Annotated in this window: 20 protein-coding genes; 12 read left to right on the top strand and 8 right to left on the bottom strand. The window is 70.3% G+C overall.

Features of this window, described 5'->3' with window-relative positions:
• The first annotated feature begins 1 nt into the window (after position 1).
• The 3 genes from ABD093_RS03880 (at position 2) to ABD093_RS03890 (ending at position 3260) form a co-directional block, all read left to right on the top strand.
• Positions 2-1432: an alpha-L-fucosidase gene (locus ABD093_RS03880; protein ID WP_343922576.1), complete on the top strand. Its 1431-nt coding sequence runs from the start codon at positions 2-4 to the stop codon at positions 1430-1432.
• 89 nt (positions 1433-1521) lie between these two features.
• Positions 1522-2688, top strand: coding sequence for an ImmA/IrrE family metallo-endopeptidase (locus tag ABD093_RS03885; RefSeq protein ID WP_343922577.1), 1167 nt, complete (start codon positions 1522-1524; stop codon positions 2686-2688).
• On the top strand, positions 2685-3260 hold the full coding sequence (locus tag ABD093_RS03890) for a hypothetical protein (protein ID WP_193119098.1): 576 nt from the start codon (positions 2685-2687) through the stop codon (positions 3258-3260). Before ABD093_RS03885 ends, ABD093_RS03890 begins: the two co-directional genes overlap by 4 nt.
• 56 nt (positions 3261-3316) lie before the next feature.
• On the opposite strand, the gene ABD093_RS03895 is transcribed toward ABD093_RS03890, so the two are convergent.
• Both ABD093_RS03895 and ABD093_RS03900 read right to left on the bottom strand, forming a co-directional pair.
• On the bottom strand, positions 3317-4798 hold the full coding sequence (locus ABD093_RS03895; RefSeq protein ID WP_193119099.1) for a family 4 glycosyl hydrolase: 1482 nt from the start codon (positions 4796-4798) through the stop codon (positions 3317-3319).
• Complete coding sequence (locus ABD093_RS03900) at positions 4795-5559, bottom strand: DeoR/GlpR family DNA-binding transcription regulator (RefSeq protein WP_343922578.1); 765 nt, start codon at positions 5557-5559, stop codon at positions 4795-4797. Before ABD093_RS03900 ends, ABD093_RS03895 begins: the two co-directional genes overlap by 4 nt.
• 137 nt (positions 5560-5696) lie before the next feature.
• On the opposite strand from ABD093_RS03900, the gene ABD093_RS03905 reads away from it, so the two are divergent.
• The 5 genes from ABD093_RS03905 to ABD093_RS03925 all read left to right on the top strand — a co-directional run bounded on the left by ABD093_RS03905 (position 5697) and on the right by ABD093_RS03925 (position 12871).
• Positions 5697-7067: a sugar ABC transporter substrate-binding protein gene (locus ABD093_RS03905; protein ID WP_343922579.1), complete on the top strand. Its 1371-nt coding sequence runs from the start codon at positions 5697-5699 to the stop codon at positions 7065-7067.
• Positions 7068-7074: 7 nt separating this feature from the next.
• On the top strand, positions 7075-7962 hold the full coding sequence (locus ABD093_RS03910) for a carbohydrate ABC transporter permease (RefSeq protein ID WP_343922580.1): 888 nt from the start codon (positions 7075-7077) through the stop codon (positions 7960-7962).
• Positions 7959-8762: a carbohydrate ABC transporter permease gene (locus ABD093_RS03915; RefSeq protein WP_343922581.1), complete on the top strand. Its 804-nt coding sequence runs from the start codon at positions 7959-7961 to the stop codon at positions 8760-8762. Before ABD093_RS03910 ends, ABD093_RS03915 begins: the two co-directional genes overlap by 4 nt.
• Positions 8759-9940, top strand: coding sequence for a carbohydrate kinase family protein (locus ABD093_RS03920; protein WP_377802412.1), 1182 nt, complete (start codon positions 8759-8761; stop codon positions 9938-9940). Before ABD093_RS03915 ends, ABD093_RS03920 begins: the two co-directional genes overlap by 4 nt.
• 156 nt (positions 9941-10096) lie before the next feature.
• Positions 10097-12871, top strand: coding sequence for a sugar-binding protein (locus ABD093_RS03925; protein ID WP_193119104.1), 2775 nt, complete (start codon positions 10097-10099; stop codon positions 12869-12871).
• Positions 12872-12888: 17 nt separating this feature from the next.
• Here ABD093_RS03925 and ABD093_RS03930 read toward each other — a convergent pair whose 3' ends face one another.
• The 4 genes from ABD093_RS03930 to ABD093_RS03945 form a co-directional block, all read right to left on the bottom strand.
• Entirely contained in the window at positions 12889-13437 is a 549-nt protein-coding gene (locus ABD093_RS03930; protein ID WP_343922583.1) for an RES family NAD+ phosphorylase, read from the bottom strand.
• On the bottom strand, positions 13437-13802 hold the full coding sequence (locus ABD093_RS03935; RefSeq protein WP_343922585.1) for a hypothetical protein: 366 nt from the start codon (positions 13800-13802) through the stop codon (positions 13437-13439). Before ABD093_RS03935 ends, ABD093_RS03930 begins: the two co-directional genes overlap by 1 nt.
• A 433-nt stretch (positions 13803-14235) precedes the next feature.
• Positions 14236-15462: an amidohydrolase gene (locus ABD093_RS03940; protein WP_343922587.1), complete on the bottom strand. Its 1227-nt coding sequence runs from the start codon at positions 15460-15462 to the stop codon at positions 14236-14238.
• A gap of 57 nt (positions 15463-15519) precedes the next feature.
• Entirely contained in the window at positions 15520-15669 is a 150-nt protein-coding gene (locus tag ABD093_RS03945) for a hypothetical protein (protein WP_343922589.1), read from the bottom strand.
• Positions 15670-15976: 307 nt separating this feature from the next.
• Between ABD093_RS03945 and ABD093_RS03950 the strand changes: the two genes are divergently transcribed.
• Together ABD093_RS03950 and ABD093_RS03955 are read left to right on the top strand one after the other, a co-directional pair.
• Positions 15977-17542: a GmrSD restriction endonuclease domain-containing protein gene (locus ABD093_RS03950; RefSeq protein WP_343922591.1), complete on the top strand. Its 1566-nt coding sequence runs from the start codon at positions 15977-15979 to the stop codon at positions 17540-17542.
• Between the two features lie 109 nt (positions 17543-17651).
• Positions 17652-18449 (top strand): SDR family NAD(P)-dependent oxidoreductase, encoded by a 798-nt coding sequence (locus ABD093_RS03955; protein WP_343922607.1) that lies wholly within the window; start codon positions 17652-17654, stop codon positions 18447-18449.
• Between the two features lie 54 nt (positions 18450-18503).
• On the opposite strand, the gene ABD093_RS03960 is transcribed toward ABD093_RS03955, so the two are convergent.
• Positions 18504-19367, bottom strand: coding sequence for a CPBP family intramembrane glutamic endopeptidase (locus ABD093_RS03960; protein WP_343922593.1), 864 nt, complete (start codon positions 19365-19367; stop codon positions 18504-18506).
• Between the two features lie 217 nt (positions 19368-19584).
• Here ABD093_RS03960 and ABD093_RS03965 point away from each other — a divergent pair, with 217 nt between their 5' ends.
• On the top strand, positions 19585-19965 hold the full coding sequence (locus tag ABD093_RS03965; protein WP_343922595.1) for a nuclear transport factor 2 family protein: 381 nt from the start codon (positions 19585-19587) through the stop codon (positions 19963-19965).
• A gap of 75 nt (positions 19966-20040) precedes the next feature.
• On the opposite strand, the gene ABD093_RS03970 is transcribed toward ABD093_RS03965, so the two are convergent.
• Positions 20041-20712: a class I SAM-dependent methyltransferase gene (locus ABD093_RS03970; RefSeq protein WP_343922596.1), complete on the bottom strand. Its 672-nt coding sequence runs from the start codon at positions 20710-20712 to the stop codon at positions 20041-20043.
• Positions 20713-20878: 166 nt separating this feature from the next.
• Here ABD093_RS03970 and ABD093_RS03975 point away from each other — a divergent pair, with 166 nt between their 5' ends.
• Positions 20879-21925, top strand: coding sequence for an acyltransferase (locus ABD093_RS03975; RefSeq protein WP_343922597.1), 1047 nt, complete (start codon positions 20879-20881; stop codon positions 21923-21925).
• Positions 21926-22193 lie beyond the last annotated feature (268 nt).

Below are 22193 nucleotides of genomic sequence, written 5' to 3' on the forward strand. Positions count from 1 at the left end.
GTTGATCAGCTTCGATGACCGCCACGGACCCGAGGATGCGGCGCCGCCCGCCGCCTACCCGGACCTCTCCGTGCCCGACTGGTACCGCGACGCGAAGCTCGGGGTGTTCGTACACTGGGGCCTGTTCTCGGTGCCCGCCTGGGCGGACGTCCTGGATCGCAGCGACGTCACCGCGCAGAACGCCTACGCCCGCCACCAGTACGCCGAGTGGTACGCCAACACCGTGCGCATCGCCGGCAGCCCCACCCGCGAGCGGCACGAGCGCCTCTACGGCGTGGGCCACTCCTACGAGGACTTCGCCGACGACTGGCATCCCGCCCCGGACGCCGCCGCGGGGATCGTGGATCTCGCCCGCCGCGCCGGAGCCCGCTACGTGGTGCCGACGACCAAGCACCACGACGGGTTCTGCCTGTGGGACTCCGCGACCACGCCCTTCACCGCCGTGCGGCGCGGCCCGAGCCGCGACCTGATCGCGGAGATCGCCGACGCGGTGCGCGACGCCGGGCTGCGCCTGGGCCTGTACTACTCCGGCGCCCACGACTGGCACGCGAGTGAGTTCCCGGCGCTGACCTCGAACGACGAGCTGTTCGCCCTGCGCCGCAACGACCCTCAGTTCGCGGCCTTCGCCGCCGCGCAGCTGCGCGAGCTCATCGAGCGCTTCGCCCCGGATCTGCTGTGGAACGACATCGACTGGCCCGATGCCGGCAAATACGAGGGGCCGGACTCTCTCCAGGAGCTGTTCCGTGAGCACCTCGCCACGACCCCGGACGGCCTGGTCAACGACCGCTGGGGTGTTCCCGTGCACGGCGTGCTCACCCGCGAGTACCAGGACATCGCCGAGGTGCAGGAAGAGCCCTTCGAATCCACCCGCGGCCTGGGGCTCTCCTTCGGCTGCAACGCCGACGAATCCGCCGAGCACGCCCTGGACGGAGCCGCGCTGATCCGTCTGCTGGCCGACGTGGTCTCCAAGAACGGGAACCTGCTGATCAACGTGGGCCCCCGCGCCGACGGCAGCATCGCCGACCTCCAGGCCCGCGCACTGACGGAGCTGGGGGAGTGGCTGGGCCGGCACGGCGCGGCGATTTATGGGACGAGGCCGTGGCTCCACGAGGCGGTGCGCACCCCGCCGGATGGCGTGCGCTTCACGCTCGGGGCCGACGCCGACGGCCGGCAGACGCTGAACGTTCTCCTTCTGGACCCGGCTGCCGGGTCGGTGACGTTGGGCGCGGAGGTGTCGGCGGCGGTCCGAGATCTGGTCGACCTGCCTGCGAGCGGTGCCGGACCAGCAATCCGGCTCGAGAGCGGGAGACTGGTCGTCACCCCGAGCGAAATGCAGAGTGCGGTCGCCGTGGAGGCGCTCACGGTGCGCTATATGCCAACCGCCGGGACTGCTGAGAATGGACTCGAAGGCGCGACCTCCCCGGGCGTGTAAGGACCGTGCATGGCGTGCTCTCTACGGCGTCGTGAGTCATGCACCGCTCGATCGTTGCGATTATCGCAACTTGCTCGTAGGGTGGTCGCATGAACACCACGATTGCGCAGCGCGTCTTCCAACGCCTCGGATCCTCCAGCCTCTCGCAGAAGGCGCTGGGTGACCTGATCGGACTGGACGCCACCAAGATGTCGAAGGCGCGGAACGGATCGCGCGCCTTCTCCACCGGAGAGCTTGCGGCGATCAGCGATGCGCTCAAGGTGGACATCTATTGGTTGATCAACGGTGAGCCCAGCGACCTCTCGCCCCGATACGCATACCGGCACACGTTCGACGAATACGCTGGCGCCCACTCGAAGCCCTGCGACGCTCTTGAGCAGCAGATCGAGCGCACTGTACTGGCATACACCCAGGCAGGTCTCGAACGGGACGACAGGCTCGAACAGTTCCGTGCCCTCGTCGGCGGTGACCGCTTCAACCTGGGCAATCTTCCGACCGGCTTCCAGGACGTCCGGCCCGCTGCTCGTGCCGTGCAGATGAAATGGAAGGAATGGTTGAGCAGGGGCAAGGACCCCGTTCGTGATATCGAGAGCTTCCTGTGGGAGCACTTCGGTGTCGAGCTCGTAGTCGCCGACGTCGCCGGTCAGCACCGCGTCAATACGCAGGTCGTTCAGGTCGCAGGGGCAAGCGTGATCGTTGTTGAACGTTCTGGCACCTGGTACTCGACGCTGTTCGGGATCTTTCACGAGCTCGCCCACTTGATCTTCGGCGCGCTCGGTTGGCGAGGCGAAGGAGCCGACTCGGATGACTCCGCCTTCGAGCCATTCGCCAACGGTTTTGCCGGGGATGTCCTCCTCAGTCGCGACGACCTGACCTCCACGCGCCGCATCGCCGAAATGCCCCTGGAGGAACTTGCTGACTTCCTGTGGGCGCACGCGGTCGGCCTTGAGACTGCCCGCATCAGGTGCGCGATCAACCGGGTCGACGGGCCTTCGGCTGATATCGCGCAGGGCGACATCACGCTCCAGTGGCGAGACGCGCACGGCGATGAACGCATGAATATGTGGGGCGCGCCGTCCTACCCCCGCCGACTCGTCGATCGACATGAGGAGCTCGTCCGCTCCGGGGATGCTGGGCCGGACGTTCTTGCCTGGATGCTTGGAGTGCCCGCCGAGGAGCTGGTCGTGAAGCGCGAGCCGACGCCTCTCGATGAGGACACCCGTGCCCTCCTCGAGCAGCTCGGTATACCCGCGTGAGGTTCCTGATACCGGACACGTCGCTCGCTTGGAACTTCCACGAGCTGGGCAGGATCGACCTCATCGGTGGGTTCGTGGGTCGTGCCGCGTTACAGCCGTGTACTGCAGAGTGGGGTCTGGAAGTTGAGCGGGAGGTTCTCCGCCTGGTCGTTGATGCGCACGACGAGCTGCAGCAGATTTTCGGCGAATCAGTGAAGCCGACCCCCACGCAGCAGACGGCGACCCGGATCGTGCGTGAGCGGGCATTTCGACGGATCGGAGACGACTTTAGATCGCATACGGGCGAGGCGGAGACCATTGCGATCTGGAGCGACCGAGCGGGGTTCAATGACACCGTCATCTGTCTTACGGAGGACATCAGCTTCGTGGAGTTCTGCTGGCGAACTCGAGAAGCTGGTTCGTTGGCCTCGTCGTATGCAGATGGCCGGCAGTTCACCCCTGTGACGACTGACGACGTCCTCGAGTCGTGCCTAGCGAGCACGTTGATCACTCAGGCCGACAAGCTGGCCTTCGTGCGTTCGCTCCGAGCTGCAGGCCGCCCGTACGTAGGCCCAGCGAAGAACTTTCGCTGAATTGCCGGTGCTCAAGGTGGTCGGGGTCCTCGTCGAAGGCCGGCGACCGAAGGGAATCAGTCCCGCCCGAGCAGCTCCGCGATCTGCGGGTGACCGGCGATGTAGCCCTCGAGCAGCTTGGCCCCCAGCTCCGGGGAGCTGACCAGCGGGTGGGTCGCGAAGCCCAACCATGCCGCCTCCCGCGATCCGGTCGTCGCGGCCTCGAGGATCTTCCGCTCGGCCGCTCGCAGGGTGCTCATCATGCCGAGCCGTCCCAGTTCGATCGGGGCGATCGGCAGCGGGTGCACCCCGTCGCCGTCGACCTCGCACAGCACCTCGAGCACGGCGTCCGCCGGGAGCTCGGGCACGATGCGCTCGGCGGCCGGGGCGTCCTGCCGGTCGGCGCTGATATTGCCCACGTCGAGGATCATCCGCTCGCGGCGACCGGTGGCTAGCGCCGTCATCAGGCGCAGCGCCACCTCCTGGTAGCCGCCGCCGGCGACGTCCTCCTCGCGGCGCTCCTCATCGCGCGACTCCGCCATGTACGTGGCCTCGCGCTCGTGCAGGGTCGAGCGCCAGAGGTCCACCGGTGAGGAGCAGCAGGACTCGCCCGACGGGTCGGCGTCGTCGTGCTGGGCGGAGCCGGCCGTCGGCGCACCGGGCGCGGCGACGTCCGCGGCGACGTCCGCGGCGGCGAGGTAGAAGTCGCCCTGCTGCTTCGCGAGGAACTCCCCGCGGGTGGTGGCAGAGCCCGTGATCCTCTCGATCGCGGAGGCGGTGTGCAGGTAGTAGTACAGGTATTCGTTGGGCAGCGCTCCGTCGGCCCGCACCCAGTCCTTGCCGATCAGCCGGGCCTCCTCGATCTCCTCGAGGGCGGCGTCGTCGGCCAGCAGCCCCGGCAGGCGGTCCACCCCGTCGACCGTGACGGAGCGCAGCCAGCCCAGATGGTTCAGGCCCACGTAGTCGACCTCGGCGCCGCGCTCGCCGGCCACCAGATCGACGTCCAGCAGGCGGCCCACGCGGCGCACCAGGCCGATCGGGGTGTCGCAGATGCCCACCACGCGGTCCCCGAGGATCGAGCGCATGGCCTCGGTGACGATGCCGGCCGGGTTGGTGAAGTTGATGACCCAGGCGGCGGGGGCGACCTCGGCGACGGTGCGCGCGATCTCGAGGGCCACGGGGATCGTGCGCAGCGCGTAGGCGAGGCCGCCGGGGCCGATGGTCTCCTGGCCCAGCAGCCCCAGGCCCAGCGCCACCCGCTCGTCGACCGTGCGGGCCTCCGCGCCGCCCACGCGCACGGCGCTGAACACGAAGTCCGCCCCGGTGACCGCCTCGCGCAGATCGGTGGTGGCGGTGACGCGCGGCGGATGCGCGGCGCGTCCGTCGGCCTCGAGCTGGGCGCGCACCCCGTCGATGACCTCGGTGATCGTGCGCAGCCGGGCGGCGTCCACGTCCTGCAGGGCGATCTCGTCGACCTGCAGGCCGGTGGCGCCGGTGGCCATGGCCTCGTACACGAGGGGGACGCGGAAGCCGCCCCCGCCCAGGATCGTCAGCTTCATGGCAGCAGGACCTCCAGGTCCTCCCCCTCGGGGAGGGTGAGTGAGTCGGGGGGGCGGTCGGTGACCAGGGCGGTGAACTGCCCCAGGGTGGAGACCTCGAGGAACCCCGAGCCGGGGAACTTCTCGTGGTCGGCGAGCAGGAAGGCGGAGGTCGAGACCTCGAGCAGGCCGCGTTTGATCGGCACCTCGCTGGGGGTCGAGTCCAGGACGGTGCCGTCGGGCCGGATCCCGGAGGTGCCGAGGAACGCGATGTCGACGCGCACCTGGCGCAGGGCGGATTCGGTGAGGGTGCCCACGAGCGACTGGTAGTTGGGTCGCAGCAGGCCCCCGAGCACCACGATGTCGATGCTCGGCGCGTCGGCGAGGGCGGTGACCACGGCGAGGGAGGCGGTGACGACGGTCAGGGACCGGTTCTGGAGCAGGGGGCACATCGCCGCGACGGTGGTGCCGATGTCCAGGGCGATCACGTCGCCGTCGGCGATGCAGGCCACGGCCCGTTCGGCGATGCTGCGCTTGGCGGCGGACGCGGAGGTGGCGACATCGGCGAAGGCGCGCGGGTCCGCCTCGGGGCGCACCGATCCGCGCACGTCGCACGCCCCGCCGCGCACCCGGCGCACGACGCCGGAGGTGGACAGCATCTCCAGGTCGCGGCGGATCGTGGCCTCGGAGACGGCGAAGTCCGAGCTCAGGGTGCCGACGGTCGCCGAGCCGTGACGGCGCACGAAGGCGGCGATGGCCTCGTGGCGTTCCTCGCTGAGCATGGGCACACCGTAGCACCGACCGATCATCTTCGAACACCATCGAGCAGAAGCCTGCACATCCGCACATGATGTGTCATCATGGTGCCCTGCGCCACAGCATCGCGGCTGTTGCCGCCTCGCATCCTCAGGAGGACCCCATGCGTCGACGTACCTTCCTCGGCTCGACCGCCGTCGCCGGAGGCCTCGGGCTCCTCGCCGCCTGCGCTCCCGGCTCCGATTCCGGCTCCGGAGGCAGTGATGGTGGGGGTTCCGGCCCCGCCGCAGGAGATGTCGAGACGGATCCCTCGGCGATGGGTGACGTCACCCTGAAAGTCTGGGACCAGGAGGTCCGCGGCGCGCAGAACGACGCGATCGAGGCCCTGATCAAGGCCTTCGAGAAGGACAACCCCAACATCACGGTGAAGCGGGTCAAGCAGTCCTTCGACGACCTCCAGCAGCAGACGGGCCTCGCCCTGTCCGGCAACGACGTGCCCGACGTGCTGCAGGTCAACAATGCGCGCGGCGACATGGGCGAGTTCGTCAAGGCCGGCCAGCTCACCGACCTCTCCGGCTATGCCGAGGCCTACGGCTGGGCGGATCGCTTCTCCGACTCCGTGCTCTCCAAGGCCCGCTATTCGGCCGACGGCGTCACGTTCGGCGAGGGCTCCCTGTGGGGCCTCCCGCAGACCGGCGAGGTGTGCGGCATCTACTACAGCGCGGCAAAGCTCGAGAAGCTCGGTGCCGAGCCCCCGACCAGCTGGGACGAGCTGTTCGCCCTGGTCGAGAAGGCGCAGAAGGCGGGCGAGCAGCCCCTCGTGCTCGGCAACCTCGAGCAGTGGCCCGCGTTGCACGTGTTCGGCCCGCTCCAGGCGAACTTCGTGCCCACCGACGAGATCACCACGCTCGCCATGGGCAACGCCGGCGCCGAGTGGACCGATGACCCGAACATCCAGGCCCTCACCCAGCTCGCGGACTGGGGCAGCAGCGGTGCCTTCGGCGACTCGCCCAACGGCCTCGCCTACGACACCGCCTGGGCCGACTACACCAAGGGCACCGGGGTGCTGCTGATCGGCGGCTCCTGGCTGGGCCCCGACATGGAAGCCGTCATGGGTGACGATCTGCGGTTCATGGCCCCGCCCGCCGGCGCCGACGGGAAGGTCGCCACCACCGGCGGCACCGGGCTGCCCTTCGGGATCCCCGCCCAGGCCGCCAACCCCGACGCCGCCGCGGCATACATCGACTACATCACCAGCGACACGGCGATGGAGCTCATCGCCGACAACGGCGGCATGCCGGTGCTGCGCACCGCCGAGCTGGCGCCGAAGTCCGGGGTCAACAAGGACATCTACGAAGCCTTCGACGCGGTCTCGAACGACGGGGTGCTGCTGCCCTACCTCGACTACGCGACACCGTCCTTCGCCGACACCGCCGGCGCCGCGCTGCAGGAGGTCATCGGGGGGCAGGCCGATCCCGCGGCCGCCGCCGAGACCCTGCAGAAGGACTACGGCGACTTCACCAAGAAGGCCTGAGCGGCGCATGGCTCGACAGCGACCCTCGGCCGTCGTGCGCTCCCGCGCGACGCCGTACCTGTTCATCCTCCCGGCGTTCCTGGTCTACGCCGCCTTCTCGCTGTACCCGCTGGTCAGGGCCGCGCAGTTCTCCCTCTTCGAGTGGCCGGGCTTCGGGCCGTCCACTTTCGTGGGGCTGCAGAACTACATCGACCTGGCCACGGACCCTGCCTTCCGGGCGGCGATCGGGAACGCCCTGGTGCTGATCCTGTTCTATGCGGCGCTGCCGCTGGTGATCGGGCTGGTGCTCGCGGCGATCTTCCGCCGCGGCCAGGTGCGGGGCATGGGCTTCTTCCGCTCCGTGATCTTCCTGCCCCAGGTGATCGCCGTGGTCGTCGTCGCGGTCGCGTGGCGGAACATCTACGCGCCGAACGGGCCGCTCAACCAGGCGCTGCGGGCCGTGGGTCTCGACGAGCTGGCCCGTGGCTGGCTCGGGGACCCCGGGGCGGCGCTGCCCGCCGTCGGCTTCATCGGGACCTGGCTCGAGATGGGCCTGGTGATGCTCCTCCTGCTCGCGGGGATGAGCCGGATCCCCGACGACCTCTTCGAAGCCGCCCGTCTCGACGGGGCCGGCCCGGTGCGGGAGTTCTTCGCGATCACCCTGCCCTCGGTGCGCGGGGAGATCGTGGTGGCCCTCGTGCTGACGATCATCGCCGCGCTGAAGACCTTCGACCTGGTCTACCTGACCACCTCCGGTGGCCCCGGCAACGCCACCACCGTGCCGAGCTACGAGGTGTACTACCGGGCGTTCCAGCTGCGTGAGGTCGGCTCGGCGAGCGCGGTCGCCATCGTGCTGACCCTGCTCGTGTTCGCGATCAACGTGGTCGTCACCCGCATCGGGGAGCGTGCCTCATGAGGATCTCCACCGCCGAGCGGACGATGAACTACGTGGTGCTGGGCGTCTTCGCCCTGTTCGCGATGATCCCGATCCTCACCATCCTCGCCACCGCCGTCTCCCCTCAGAACGGGCAGGCCCCGGGCCTGCACCTGGCGAACTTCGTCGAGGCCTGGCAGGTGGGCGGCTTCGGGCACTCGCTGGGCAACTCCCTGGTCGTCGCGGCGATCGTGGTGACCAGCGCCGTCGCGCTGTCCGTGCTCGCGGGCTACGCCTTCGGCACGATGCGGTTCCCGGGCTCGACCCTCTTGTTCTACGTGTTCCTGCTGGGGCTCATGATCCCCACCGAGGCGACCGTCATCCCCCTGTTCTTCGACCTGCGCACGGTGGGGCTGACCGACACCTATGCCGCGATCGCCCTGCCGCAGATCGCCCAGTCCGTCGCCTTCGGCACCTTCTGGCTCCGCGCCCAGTTCCGCTCGATGCCGGTGAGCCTGCTCGAGGCCGCCGCGATCGACGGCGCCGGGCCGATGCGCACCCTGCTGCGGATCGTGGCCCCGGCCTCCGTGCCTGCCCTGACCACCCTGGTGGTGCTCGTGTTCATGTGGACCTGGAACGAGTTCCTCGTCGCCCTGGTGATGGCGCCGGGCGGCACTCTGCGCACCGCCCCGCTGGGCCTGGCGAACTTCCAGGGCCAGTACACCGCCGAGCTCTCCCTGCTCTCGGCCGGCGCCGTGATCGTCGCCCTGCCGATGGTGATCATGTTCCTGTTCCTGCAGCGCCACTTCATCCGCGGAATGCTCGAAGGAGCCGTCAAATGATGACCCCCGACCACCCCGACCCGACGGAAGCCCACGTCCCGCACGCCCCGCCCCTCACCCCCGAGGCGGCCGCTGCGCTCGATGCGGCCGACGACTGGGACCCCCTGGCCGCACAGCGCAGCCCGGAGGACCCTCCGCTGGACGTGCTGCTGTCCGGCACGGTCTTCTTCGACATCGTCTTCACGGGGCTGGACAGACTCCCGCAGCCCGGCGAGGAGATGTGGAGCAAGGGGATGGGCTCCAGCCCCGGCGGCATCGCGAACCTCGCGGTCGCCGCCGCCCGCCTGGGCCTGCGCACCGGCCTCGTCGCCGGGTTCGGGGACGACGCCTATGCCGACTGGATGTGGCACACCATGGCGCACGAGGAGGGGATCGACCTCACCGCGTCGCGCCGCTTCCCGGACTTCCACTCCTCCCTGACGGTCTCCGTCGCCACCCAGGGGGATCGGGCGATGACGACCCACGGGCACGAGCTGCCCGAGCCGCTGTCGAAGCTGATCGCCGACGCCCCCGCGGCGCGGGCGGCCGTGGTCGACCTGGCAGGGGAGACCTCCTGGTGGGCGGATCTGGCCCGCCGCGGCTCGAAGATCTTCGCCGACATCGGCTTCGACGAGACCGGCCGCTGGGATCTCTCCGACCTCGCCCCGCTCGCGCACTGCCACGCCTTCACCCCCAACGCGATGGAGGCGATGAGCTACACCCGCACCGACAGTCCCGACCGCGCCGTGCGGGCGCTCGCCGAGATGGTGCCGCTTGCCGTGGTGACGGATGGCGCCGCCGGCTCCTACGCCATCGATGGATCCACCGGCGAGGAGGCTTTCTGCCCGGCGGTCCCCGTCACGGCGACGGACACCACCGGCGCCGGCGACGTGTTCGCCGCCGCGATGGTCCTGGGCACCCTCGCGGACTGGCCCCTGGCCGAACGCCTCAAGTTCGGGTCGCTGTGTTCGGCGCTCGCCGTCCAGCAGTTCGGCGGCTCCCTCGCCGCGCCCGGCTGGGGCGACATCACCGACTGGTGGCGCCACCTCAGCGACGCGGCCGACGGCGGTGATCTGCGCGCTGCCTACACCCGCGACGGGTACTGCTTCCTCGACGACGTCGTCCCGGACCACCAGGTGCAGGGCAGGCGCCGCGCCCAGGGCACCTTCGCTCTGCGCTCCGACGCCGGCAAGCACTGACCCGACCCGTCGGCCGCCCACCCCCGCCGGCCCGACATCGCCCACCCATCCCTGTCCTCCCGTCCACCCCACCCCGCACTTCGCCTCACAGCCCGTTCGCTCACCGACGACGACGCGCAGCCGCACCGCAGCGGCATGCCTCTGGAGAGAAGAGGAATGATGTTCGACCTCGCCCGCCCCCTGTCCCAGCCCGCCCCGCAGCCGGAGACGGCGCCGGGGAGCGTCAGCCGTCGACGACTCCTGCAGGGCTCCGCCGTGCTGGGCCTCGCCGTGGGCGCGACCGCGCTGGACCTCAACGCCCTGTCGCCCATGGAGCGGGCCCTCGCTGACGGCTCAGTGGATCTCGACATCCTGTACATCGGCGCCCACCCCGATGACGAGGCGTGGACCCTCGCCGCCTTCGGTCAGTGGAACGAGTTCGAGGATCAGAGGGCCGGCGTCATCACCCTCACCCGCGGGGAGGGCGGCGGCAACGCCGTGGGCCTCGAGGAGGGGCCCGCGCTGGGCCTCATCCGCGAGACCGAGGAGCGCACCGCGGTCGGCTACGCGGGTATCGAGCATGTCTTCAACCTCGACGCCGTCGACTTCTTCTACACCCTGTCCGCGCCGCTGACCTACGACGTGTGGGGCGGCGCCGAGGCCCTCAGCCGCGTGATCCGCGTGGTGCGCGCGACCCGGCCCGACGTCATCGTCACCATGAACCCCTCCGCCGTCGAGGGCAACCACGGCAACCACCAGCAGGCTGCGATGTTCGCCGTCGAGGCCTACCTGCTCGCCGGGCGGGACGATGTCTTCCCCGAGCACTTCGACGAGGGCCTGACGCCCTTCTCCCCGCGGCGCATCCTGCGCTCCGGCTCCAACGGCAGCTCCGACACGGGACCCGACGCCGTCGCCGCGGGCTACGAGCCCGACATCGCCAGCGACGTCGTCTTCGGCGCCTGGAACGGCACCGCATCCGATCGCCACGGCAAGCGCTGGAGCGCCGTGCGCGACGACTCCGTGCACAGCTACCGCACCCAGGGCTGGGCCGTGAACCCGCCCTCACCCACCGAACCCGCGAAGATCCCCGTCACCTGGTTCACCCTCATCGACTCCCGCACCCCTTTCGCAGACCCCACCAGCGGAGACACCGCAGCGCTCGCCGGCGCCACGCTCCCGATCGACGGGGGCCTGCCGCTGGGCACCACGCTTGAGATCACCTCGGACCGCTTCGTAGCGCTGCCCGGAGAGGGCCTCGAGGTGACCGTCGCCGTCGGCTCGCCCGGGAAGGCCCTGCCCGGCGTCCAGGTCGAGCTCGAGGCTCCTGATGGCTGGAGCGTCGAGGGCGACACGCAGCTCGGCACCGTTCCCGCGAAGCAGCAGCGCAGCGCCACCTTCACCGTGACTGCCCCTGCCGGCACCGCCCCCGGCGAGCACGTGCTGTTGCGAGCGCGGGCCAGCTCCCGCGGAAGCACCGGCGAGAACGTGCTCCCGCTGCGCACCGCCGGGCCCGTGGAAGCAGGGATCGCGGATCGCCCCGAGATCGCCGCATTCCTGGACTGGACCGCGGAGCTCGGCATGCAGCGCCTCGACGCCCTGGTCCCGACGCGACGCACCCTGGGCTCCGGCCTCGCCGACACCGTCGAGGTCGTGGTGCGCAACCACTCCACCTCCGCGCAGGACGCCGAGATCACGCTCGAGCTCCCGGACGGCTTCACCGCAGATCCCCCCGAGCTCGTGGTCGACGCCGTCCCCGCCCAGGGGGAGACCCGCGTCGAGGTGCACCTCGAGAACACCGACGCCTCCCTGCCCACGGCGAACCGGGCCCCGGACGGCGGGGTGTACCCGGTGACCGTCACGGCGACGGCCGGCGGGATCGCCGCCCCGACCGCGCAGGGCCTCTGCCTGGTCCCCCGGCTGGTCGCCTCGCGCACCGCGGGCGTCGAGATCGATGCCGCCCGCGGGGCCGACGAATATCCGGGGGACAGCATCGATGTGGGCACCCTGTGGGAGGGCCAGGCGGTCGAAGCGGCCGACGCTTCGGGCACCACCTGGGTCACCTACGACGACGAGAACCTGTACGTGTTCGTGCAGGTCACCGACGATGTGCTCGGCACTCTGCTGCCCCCGGAGGACAACAAGCAGCGCTTCCGCACCGACTCGATCGAGATCATGATCGACCCGCGCGGCACCTCCGACAACACCGCCTCGACGTTCATCCTCGGCGCCCTGCCGGGCACTGCTGTCGACGGCGGCATCGGCGGCCCTGTGGCCGGGCGCGATCACGACAATCGCCAGGGCCCCATCGCGGACACCGCTCCCGGAGTGCGGATCGCCGCGGCGATCTCCGACCCCTACGACGGCTACCTGTTCGAGACCAGGATCCCGTTCGCCGAGCTGCCTGACGGCATCGACCCGACCAGCATCGGCTTCAACGTCGTCGTCTACGACTCCGACACCCAGGACAACACCGGCCAGTCCCGGATCGGCTGGTCGACCTACCCAGGCATCCAGGCCGATCCCTCACGCTGGGGCGTGCTCGAGCTGCCCGACCTCCCCGCCGGAGCGTCCGCCCCGGTGGAGCCACAGATCCCGGACACCGCGGCCCGCTCCGTGGAGTCCCCCGGTTCGATCCTGCAGGCCGCCGGGGACGGCACCGGCCTCGGCGGCGTGCCCGCCCTGCGGTCACGGACCCTGCGCCTGGAGAAGGTCACCCGCACGACGGGCGGCGTCTCCGCGCGGGTTCGCACCGGAGAGACGGGAACGCTGCGCCTGTACCTGTGGGACGGCTCGACGATCCTCGGAACGGTCGATGCCCAGGAGGTCGACAAGGGCATGACGACCACGGACGTGCCGCTGACGGGTGGGCCCGCGGAGGGGGCGTCCCTGCACCTGGTGGCGTCCTTCGAGAACGACGCGGGGACCGCGGCCGCGGCGACCACGGTCGAATGACGGCGGGGGCGGCGCGGTCAGCGCACCTCGCGCACGATGAGGCGCGCAGCGTCCTGGAGCTCAGGGGCGTCGATGCTCAGGGGATCGGTGCGGTTGCACGTGATGCCGTCTGATCCCCACGTCGCGACCAGGGTGATCGTGGGGTGGTAATAGGACCACCACGAGATTCCGTCGAAAGAGCCCTCGTCGAAGAGAGTTGCCGCGAGCCGTTGGGTGCGTCGCTTGTGACGCTCGATCACGTCCGTGATCCGGCGGACACCCAGCGCGCGAAGCGTTTCTGGATCCGCGAGATCAGCGAGGCGCGCGGAGTCTGGGATCTCGTAGCAGCTCAGCGCACGGACGGCCTCGTCGTTGCTCGGCACGAGCAGCATCTCCGACGACCAGGCCGACAGGTGCCCGAAGGTCTCTGCTATTGCGCCGTCTGGAGTCGTCGAGAAATAGCGCATGGAGTAGAGGTCGGGGTTGTCCCACCGGCCGGCACCCTGTCCCGGCGGAACGTAGAGCGGGCCGTACGGTGCAGCGGGGTCGACGCCGTCGACCCAGGGGTGCACGCGGTACAGCAGCATCAGGCGTAGACACCCGTCTCGTCGCCGGTGATGGCGTCGAGGACCTCGGAGGTGCGGCCCTGGCGGACCATCTCCAGTGGGGTGGCGCCGTCGAGGAAGGCGTTGTGGCCGCTCAGCCAGTCGGGGATCACGGCGTCGTCCCAGACCATGCGGGCACGGGAGACGATGAACTCCAGGTCGGTGACGGCGCGGGCCGCATCAGAGGACGGCTGGGTCTCTCCGTCCACCCATCGAGTGGTCTGGGAGCGGCTCACGCCGGCCCATGCCGCGAGCTTCGCCTGGCTGCCGAGTGCCCGGGAGGTGGAGCGGACCTTGAGCGTGAACAGCTCGCGGTCGGGCTGTACGGGATGGTCGATGGTGCTCATGGCACCACTATCCTCCCGCAACAAAAAAGTTGCAAGAGACGTCGGGATGATGGGGAGTTCTCCCCGGGGACCTCTGATCGGGGCAGTCCGCCCCATCGCGCTCCCGCCGGGGTCCACCTAGATTTCAGGTACTGGGTGCGGGTCCCGCAAGGGATACGAGGCCAGGGCACGGGATCGACTTGCCGCGTGAGTCGGCCGACGGTGGGGGCCGTCGGGTCGGCGCAGAGCGCAGCATCACCGGTCTCGTGCCCGCCCTCCATCAGGGGAAGGGGAGGGCAGGCGACCGGCCGTGAGGGGCGGCGGTCGCCGGGCCCCGCACCCGGCGAAGGCGGGATCCGGTGTGAGGCGCCGTGATCCCGCCTTCTGGCCGTCATCTCGCGCTCTGGCCGCCATTCCGCGTTCTGGCAGTCATCCCGCCTACTGGCCGTCCGGCTCAGCCCTCCTGGGCGAGATGCGCGAGGACCGCGGTGGCGGCGGCCTCGGTCCCCGTGCGCAGGGTGGGCTGCAGGTCGGGGGACCACAGGGGGCTGTGGTTCGGGTACGTCTCCCGGCCCTCGGCGTAGGCACCGCAACCCCAGTAGCAGTACGGGGAGCCGAAGGCGTCGGGCACGATCGAGAAGTCCTCCGAGGCGGTGGCCGGGCTCATCTCCTCCACCCGGTCCTCCCCGAACTGCTCCAGGAACCCCTGACGGACCACCTCGGCCGCGCCGGAGTCGTTGGTGGTCAGCGGGTAGCGGTCGTACAGCTCGATCTCCGGCTCCTTCGGAGAACGCGCCGCCTCGCGCTCGGCGCGCACGATGCGCTCGACCCCGTCGATCAGCTGCTCCAGGATCTCCTCGCTGTACGCGCGGAAGTTCAGCAGCATCGTGGCGCTGTCCGGGATGATGTTCGCGCTCGAGCCGGCCTGCAGGGAGCCGACGGTCACCACGCCGAAGTCCGATGGGGAGATCTCCCGGGACACCAGCGTCTGCAGACGGGTCACGATCGCCGAGGCCAGCACGACGGGATCCACCCCGAGGTGCGGCATCGAGCCGTGCGAGCCCGCGCCGTGGACCACGATCCGGGCCGACGCGGCCGTGCTGAGCACCGGCCCGGAGGCCACCGCGACCTTCCCGGCCACCGGGGTGGTCAGCACATGCTGACCCAGGCACACGTCCGGCGTGGGCACCTTGTCGACCAGGCCGTCGGCCACCATCGACCGGGCACCGGCGGCCTTCTCCTCGCCGGGCTGGAACAGGGCCACGTACGTGCCCGGCCAGCCTTCACGGTGCTCGGCGAGGAGCTTCGCGGCGCCGAGGCCGGCGGTGATGTGGAAGTCGTGGCCGCAGGCGTGCATCGTCGGCTGCTCGGCGCCGTCGGCATCGGTCTGCGTGGCGGTCGAGGCGTAGTCCAGGCCCGAGGCCTCTGTGACCGGGAGCCCGTCCATGTCGGCCCGGAACAGCACGGTGCGGCCGTCGCCGTTGCTCAGGACGCCCACCACGCCGCCCCCGATCTCCTGCACGTCGTAGCCGTACTCCCTCAGCTGATCGGCGACGATCTTCCGGGTGCGCTCCTCGAGCATCGACAGCTCGGGGTGGCGGTGGAAGTCGGTGAACAGCTCCTCGGACCGTGACGTGTTCTCCTCCAGTGAGGCGACCATCTGTGGGCTCAGAACAGACATGTGGATCCTTTCGACGCTCCCTCCGGTGGGGGAGGGGTACCTGCGGTGACGGCGGCGTCAATCCTCGTCGTGGCGCCGGCGCGCGGCCGGGCCCCAGAAGGCGAGCTTCACCAGGGCTGCACCCACGGTCGCGAGGGCGACGACGCCGATCCCCATCCCCGCAAGCAGGAGTGCTTCGATGAAGCCGAGTCCCAGAGAAGATCCCATCGTGCCACCGGCTTCCCTCTCGGCGTCCGCGCCGACGGTCGGCTCCGGCGGCGGGACCGGAGGATCCCGTCTGCACGGCGGACGCGCACTGCTGATCAACATACCCCCGGGCGCCCGTCGGCGAGTAGGCCCATACGTTCTGGACAACTGTGTGAGGTCGCTGACTTCCGACGGAAACGCAGACCGAACAGCATGATTGAAAGATAATCTAGGGACGAACCCTTGAGGGTGAAGAGACGCGTGGCCAGTGCCGACGCCGCGGTCCACACAGTTCGTGCATGTCGGCGATCTCCCCTGAAGGATGCTCATGCCTATCGATCACCCTGCCCCGCAGCCGCCGTCCGGTGGTCAGAGCTGGCCCTCCGCTCCGCGCTTCGGCCAGCCCCAGGATCCGAGCCTCCCGCAGGGCCTCCCCGGCGCGCACGGCGCCCCCGGTTCGCACGGGTTCCGTGAGCCGCAGCGCCCCCGTCCCGAGCCCGGGAAGAACTACGCGGTCGCGTGGGCCCTGTCCCTGTTCCTCGGGGTGTGGGGCGTGGACCGCTTCTACCTCGGCCGCTGGAAGACAGGCCTGCTGAAGTTCCTCACGATGGGCGGCCTGTTCCTCTGGTACCTCATCGACCTCGTGCTCCTGCTGACCGGCACGGTGAAGGACGCCAAGGGGCGCCCCCTCCAGCAGTACGACACCGTCAAGTGGCCCTCCCGGGTCATCTCCGGCGTGGTCGCGGTGAGCTTCGTGGCCCTGGTGGGCATCGCCGGCTCGATCGATGCTCCCGCCCCGCCGCCGTCGGACGGGGTCGCCGCCGGAGCGGCCGCCGAGGCGGGCCAACAGGAGGGCCAGCAGGCTCCGGCCGAGACGCCGACGCAGGCCGACGACGCCGCGTCGGCCGAACCCTCCGAGGAGCCGACCACCGAGGCCGCTCCGACGACGACCCCCGCCCCCGAGCCCACCACGCCGGAGCCGTCCCCGACGCCCGAGACCGTCGAGGCGGCTGACGGCACCGCGCTGGCGATGCTCGCCGGCCTCGACGAGAAGGGCCGCGCCCCGAAGACCGACTACGACCGCGACTCCTTCGGCTGGCGCAACGACGTGGATCGCAACGGATGCGACACCCGCAACGACATCCTGCGGCGCGACCTGCACCAGATCACCCTCAAGGGCGGCACGAACGGCTGCGTCGTGCAGCTGGGAACCCTCGAGTCCCCGTACAGCGGCGACACCGTGGACTTCGACCGGGCGAACAGCACGATCGACATCGACCACGTCGTGGCCCTCTCGGACGCCTGGCAGACCGGCGCCGCCCAGTGGGACGAGGACACCCGCGTCGCCTTCGCCAACGACCCGCTGAACCTGCTGGCCGTCGAGTCGGGCCTGAACCGCCAGAAGAGCGACGGCGACGCCGCCACCTGGCTCCCGCCGAAGAAGGACTACCGCTGCGAGTACGTTTCCCGCCAGATCGCGGTGAAGGACAAGTACGAGCTGTGGGTCAAGCCCGCCGAGGCCGACGCCATGCGCGGCGTGCTGGCCGACTGCGACGGCTTCGCCGCGATCGAGGACGACGGGACCGTGCCGGCAGCCGGGGAGGGCGACGTGGTGGGCACCTGGGAGGAGCCCGCACCGGAACCCGAACCCGAAGCTGCGCCCGCCCCGGAGCCCGAACCCGCCCCCGCACCGACGAAGCCCGCGACCGGCGGCTCCAGCTCCAGCGGGGACTCGTCCTCCAACAAGGACTCGGGGTCGAGCTCCGGCGGAGGCTCCACCTACTACAAGAACTGCGATGCGGTCCGGGCCGCCGGCGCCGCCCCGATCCACGCCGGGGACCCCGGCTACAGCTCGAAGCTGGACCGTGATGGGGATGGCGTGGGCTGCGAGTAGAGCACTGTCCTGACCGGCGCTGTCCCACGATGACGAGGCCCCGGGAAGGATTCGCCCCCCTCCCGCGTTTTACCCACGACGCCACGTCCAGGGGAGGAACCCACACATGATCGGTATCGATCTGACCGGCCGAACAGCATTCGTCAGCGGCTCCACGCAGGGCATCGGCCTCGCCATCGCCCAGCGGCTCGCGGAGGCGGGTGCCCGCGTGGCCGTCAACGGCCGCACGGCCGACCGCGTCGCCGAGGGGATCGACTCGCTCATCGGCGCCGGGATACCGCGCGACCGATTGATCGACGCCCCCGGGGACGTCACCACCGATGAAGGCCTCGCCGTCGCGCTCGACGCGACCGGCGACGTGGACGTCCTGGTCAACAACCTCGGCATCTTCGGCGCGGCCTCGGCGCTGGAGATCACCGACGAAGAATGGCAGCGCTACTGGGACGTGAACGTCATGGCCTCGGTACGGCTGATCCGCGCCGTGCTGCCGCGCATGAAGGAGGCCGGCTGGGGCCGGATCCTGAACATCGCCAGCGACTCCGCGATCGTCACCCCGGCGGAGATGATCCACTACGGCGTCTCCAAGACGGCACTGCTGGCCGTCTCCCGCGGCTTCGCGAAGGATGCCGCCGGCACCGGGGTGACGGTGAACTCCGTGATCGCGGGCCCCACCTACACCGAGGGCGTGCAGGACTTCGTCTATCAGCTGGTGGATTCCGCGCTGCCGTGGGAGGAGGCGGAGGCCGAGTTCATGCGGCTGCACCGCCCGCAGTCCCTGATCCAGCGCCTGATACGCCCCGAGGAGATCGCGAACATGGTGGTCTACCTGTCCTCGCCGCTGGCGTCGGCCACCACCGGCGGGGCGCTGCGTGTGGACGGCGGGTACACGGACGCGATCCTGCCCTGAGCGCCCGGCACGGGGCGGCCGACGGAAACCCGCAGGCCCGCTCAGCCGGTTCGGTCAGGCCCGTAGGCCGGTCTGCTCCTGCGGTGCGCGCGACCCCGCGTGCACCGCGCGCGGGATCCCCAGCGCGGAGGTGACGGCCGCCGCGACGGTGAAGGGGATCATGCCCAGCGCGAGCATGGCCGTGCCGGTCCCGCCGTCAAGAGAGAGCACCTCATGGGTGAGGACCAGCTGTGCTCCGGTCTGGAACGCGGCGTGGAAGCCGACGGACATCCAGATCGAGCCGGTGAGCAGGCGGAGCCAGCCGAAACCGATCCCCATCACGAGGAACAGGGAGAGGTCGACCGGGTTCCAGCTATGCCGCAGGATCGCCCCGAACAGCGTGAACAGCACCGCCTGGGCGATGATGACACACCATCCACGGGCGACCGTTCCGAGGGCGTGCATGACATAGCCGCGGAACACCGCTTCCTCAGGGACGGCCTCGGCGACCAGCACCGCGAGGAGGAGCAGGAGCACGGTCCGAGCCAGATCGGGCCCCGGCCCGGTGGCGGTGAGCGGGGCGCCGAGCAGCCCGAGCACGCTGAACGTCGCCGCAGCCGGGACGGTCCACAGCAGCGCACCCCACACGGCGAGCCGCCATCCGGTGCGCGGACTCGTCAGCCCGGCATCACGCATCCGCCGACCCTCCGCGCCGCGGACCAGGCACAGGATCACGGCGATCGTCAGGGCGCTCAGAGCGAATCCGGCGGCGATCCGGAGTGTGAGCGTCGTCGGGTCCGAGAGGTCGCCTGCCTCGGGCAGCAGCGCCGGCACGGCGGCCAGCCCTGCGCCGAGCGGGAGCAGCGCGAGGGCGATCCGCCACGCGGCCGAGGCCAGCACACGGGGCCGCGGGGCGCGGGACTCGTCGATCTGTTGCACGGGAGCGGTCGCCTTCCGGACGTGCCGAGCTCTGGTGGGGTGGCTCGCCGCGGTGCGACCGATCAGCACCGCAGAGGACCCAGCACGGCAGAGACGGGATCCAGCACCGCAGAGACGCTGAGGAGCCTACCGAGAGCCCAGTCCCTGCACCTCCTCCGGAGGGAGGAGACGGGGCACTATGTATGGACTGCCAGGGCACGACGAGCGAGGAGACACCATGACCGACCACCTCTTGACGATCGATGCCCTGCTGGCGCTGGAGCACCGCGGGTGGGAGGCCCTCACCCGGCATGAGGGCGGCAGCTTCTACGGCGAGCTGATGACGGCCGATGCGCTGATGATCCTCGTCAACGGCATGGTGCTGGACCGGGAGACGATCGCGGCGACCCTGAACCAGTCTCCGGCCTGGAGCACCTTCTCCCTGGAGGATGCGCGCCTGGTCCCGACGGGGGAGGCGAGCGCCGCGCTGGTCTACCGGGCCACCGCCTCCCGGGACGGACAGGAGGAGCCCTTCGTCGCCCTGATGTCGAGCCACTACACGTTGGCGGGCGGCAGGCCCGCGCTCACCCTCTACCAGCAGACCACCGTGACGCACTGAGGGCCGCTCCTGCGCCGCGCGGGTGCGGCAGGGGCCGAGTAGGCGCTGCGCCGTTGAGCGAGTTCTCCAGTGGCTTCACCGCCGGAGCATCACCAGCACGGCGTCGACCAGCTCGGAGGACTGTCCGTCGTGGCCGGTGGAGGGCCGGCTGCGCTCGTCCGCCGTCTCGACCGTCCATTGGTCCGAAGGCAGGTCGAGCTCGGCGGCATCCTCGCTGGCGGTCACCATGTTCGGCCCCCGGAGGGAGGACCCGGCCGGGCCCTGAGCATGGGAAATGACCACCAGGCGCCCTCCGGGCCGTACGGCCGACGCCGCTGCGCGGAGGATCGCCGCGCGATCGAGCGCAACGTTCGACTGGAAGAACGACGCGGTCACCAGGTCCACCGACTCCGGCTCGGGCTGCCACGCGCCGAGGTCCGTCGCGGTGAAGGTGGCACCTTCGAGCCCGCGCGCGGCCGCTTCGTCGCGGGCGCGGCCCACCGCGGTGGAGGAGATGTCCAGGCCATGGGCCTGCCAGCCCTGCTCGGCCAGCCACAGCACGTCCCCGCCCTCGCCGCAGCCCAGATCGATCACGGAGCCGGGCGTGAGCTCACCGACCACTGCGGCCATGGTGGCGTTGACCCGGCCGGACCAGACCCGCTCGGTGTCGCCGTATCGCTTCTCCCAGTACTCGGTGGGGGAGAGGTGGGCGTTGGGGTCTGCGTGGGCGTGATGGTGAGTGGTGCCGTGCTGGTGGGGTGCTGTCATGGGGCGAGCCTGGCAGATGCCGCGGAGCAGCGGAGGCTCTCTTGCCGACTGCGCACGCGTGAGCCGGACGATCTTGCCGAGGACGCCGCGTCGGTAGATTGCCGTCACAGCCTGAGGGTCTAGCCTGGGCTGCCATGCTCCGGGCTCCGACCACGGGGCACCCGCGATGACTCGTACGCCCCTGACCCGCGCTGAGAAGGTGGACGCCGCCACCCCGGAGTCTCTAAACCGCGTGGTGGATTTCCTGCGCGCCGCCGTGGTTACCGTGGTGGTCTTCGGGCACTGGACGATCATCGCCGTGGTCCCCGAAGGCGGCAACCTGCCCCATGGCGTGCTCGACGGCGCCGCCTGGACCCACCCGCTCACCTGGGTGCGCGAGGACGTGGGGTACGCGCAGTGGCTGCGCACCCGCCTGCGACGCCTCGGCATCCCGCTCATCCCGCTGCTGCTTGCCGGGCTCGTGATCAGCATCGCCGTGGTCCCCGCCGGGGCGGAGAACGCGACCGTGCAGCTCGCCTCCCAGATGGCCCTGATCCTCACCCAGTTCCTCGCCGCCTATCTGATGGTCATCCTGGTCGAGCCCCCGTGTCTGGTGCTGTGGGAGCGGCTCGGCTGGTGGTCAATCACCGTCGGCATCGCGCTGGCCGGCGCTGTGGACGCGCTCATCCTAGTCACGGATCAGCCGCTGCTCGGATACCCTAACTATCTGCTGGTGTGGGCGGCGTTCCATCGGGTCGGCTACGTCTGGCTCGACGGCCGGCTCACGGGTGCCGGACGGCGTCTGCTGCTTGCCGAGATCGGACTGGTGGGCATGACCGGGCTGTCGTTCGTCACCGTGCTCGTGAACCAGCGGATCATGACCTGGTTCCCGTGGCACCTCACCGTGATGGTGGGCGTGGCGCACCAGCTACTCGCGCTCGATGCACGGGTGCTGCTGCCCGAACCGCTGAGCGAGGCGTGGTGGGCGACCCGGCCGCTGTGGGCGACGGCGCTACCGGCGCTGACGGGGGTGGTGTTGCTGGTGATGGGGCGGTTCGGGGAGTCACGGACAGATGAGCGGACTGCGCCTGTCGTATGGAAGCCGCTCGCCGCAGGCGTGACGGTGATTGCCGGGCTGGCTGTCATGGCCAACGCGAGCGTCGTCAGCGAGAGCGGCATGACGTGGTGGTGCCGTTGGTGCCGATGGTCGGGATGGGAGGGTTCGGGATCGTGAGCATCCGACGTACGCGGTCACGAGTACCGCAACCGGGAAGCTAGATGAGAGGGATGGGCTTGTTGGTGATGGTCCGGTCATGCAACGGGAGACAGTCGGGCGAGACGAACCCCGCTTGAGCTTGCGACGTTGGTCGACTGCGTGCGAGCAATGGTGAGCGTCTTGGGGCCCCGCAGAAGTGCACGCTAGCCTCGGGCTTTCATCGTTGAGGTGTCCGAGGGGTGGGTCGTGATGGGTGAAGGTGCTCCTGACCTGGAAGAATAGGGCT

The organism is Brachybacterium tyrofermentans (assembly GCF_039526165.1).
Lineage (GTDB): Bacteria > Actinomycetota > Actinomycetes > Actinomycetales > Dermabacteraceae > Brachybacterium > Brachybacterium tyrofermentans.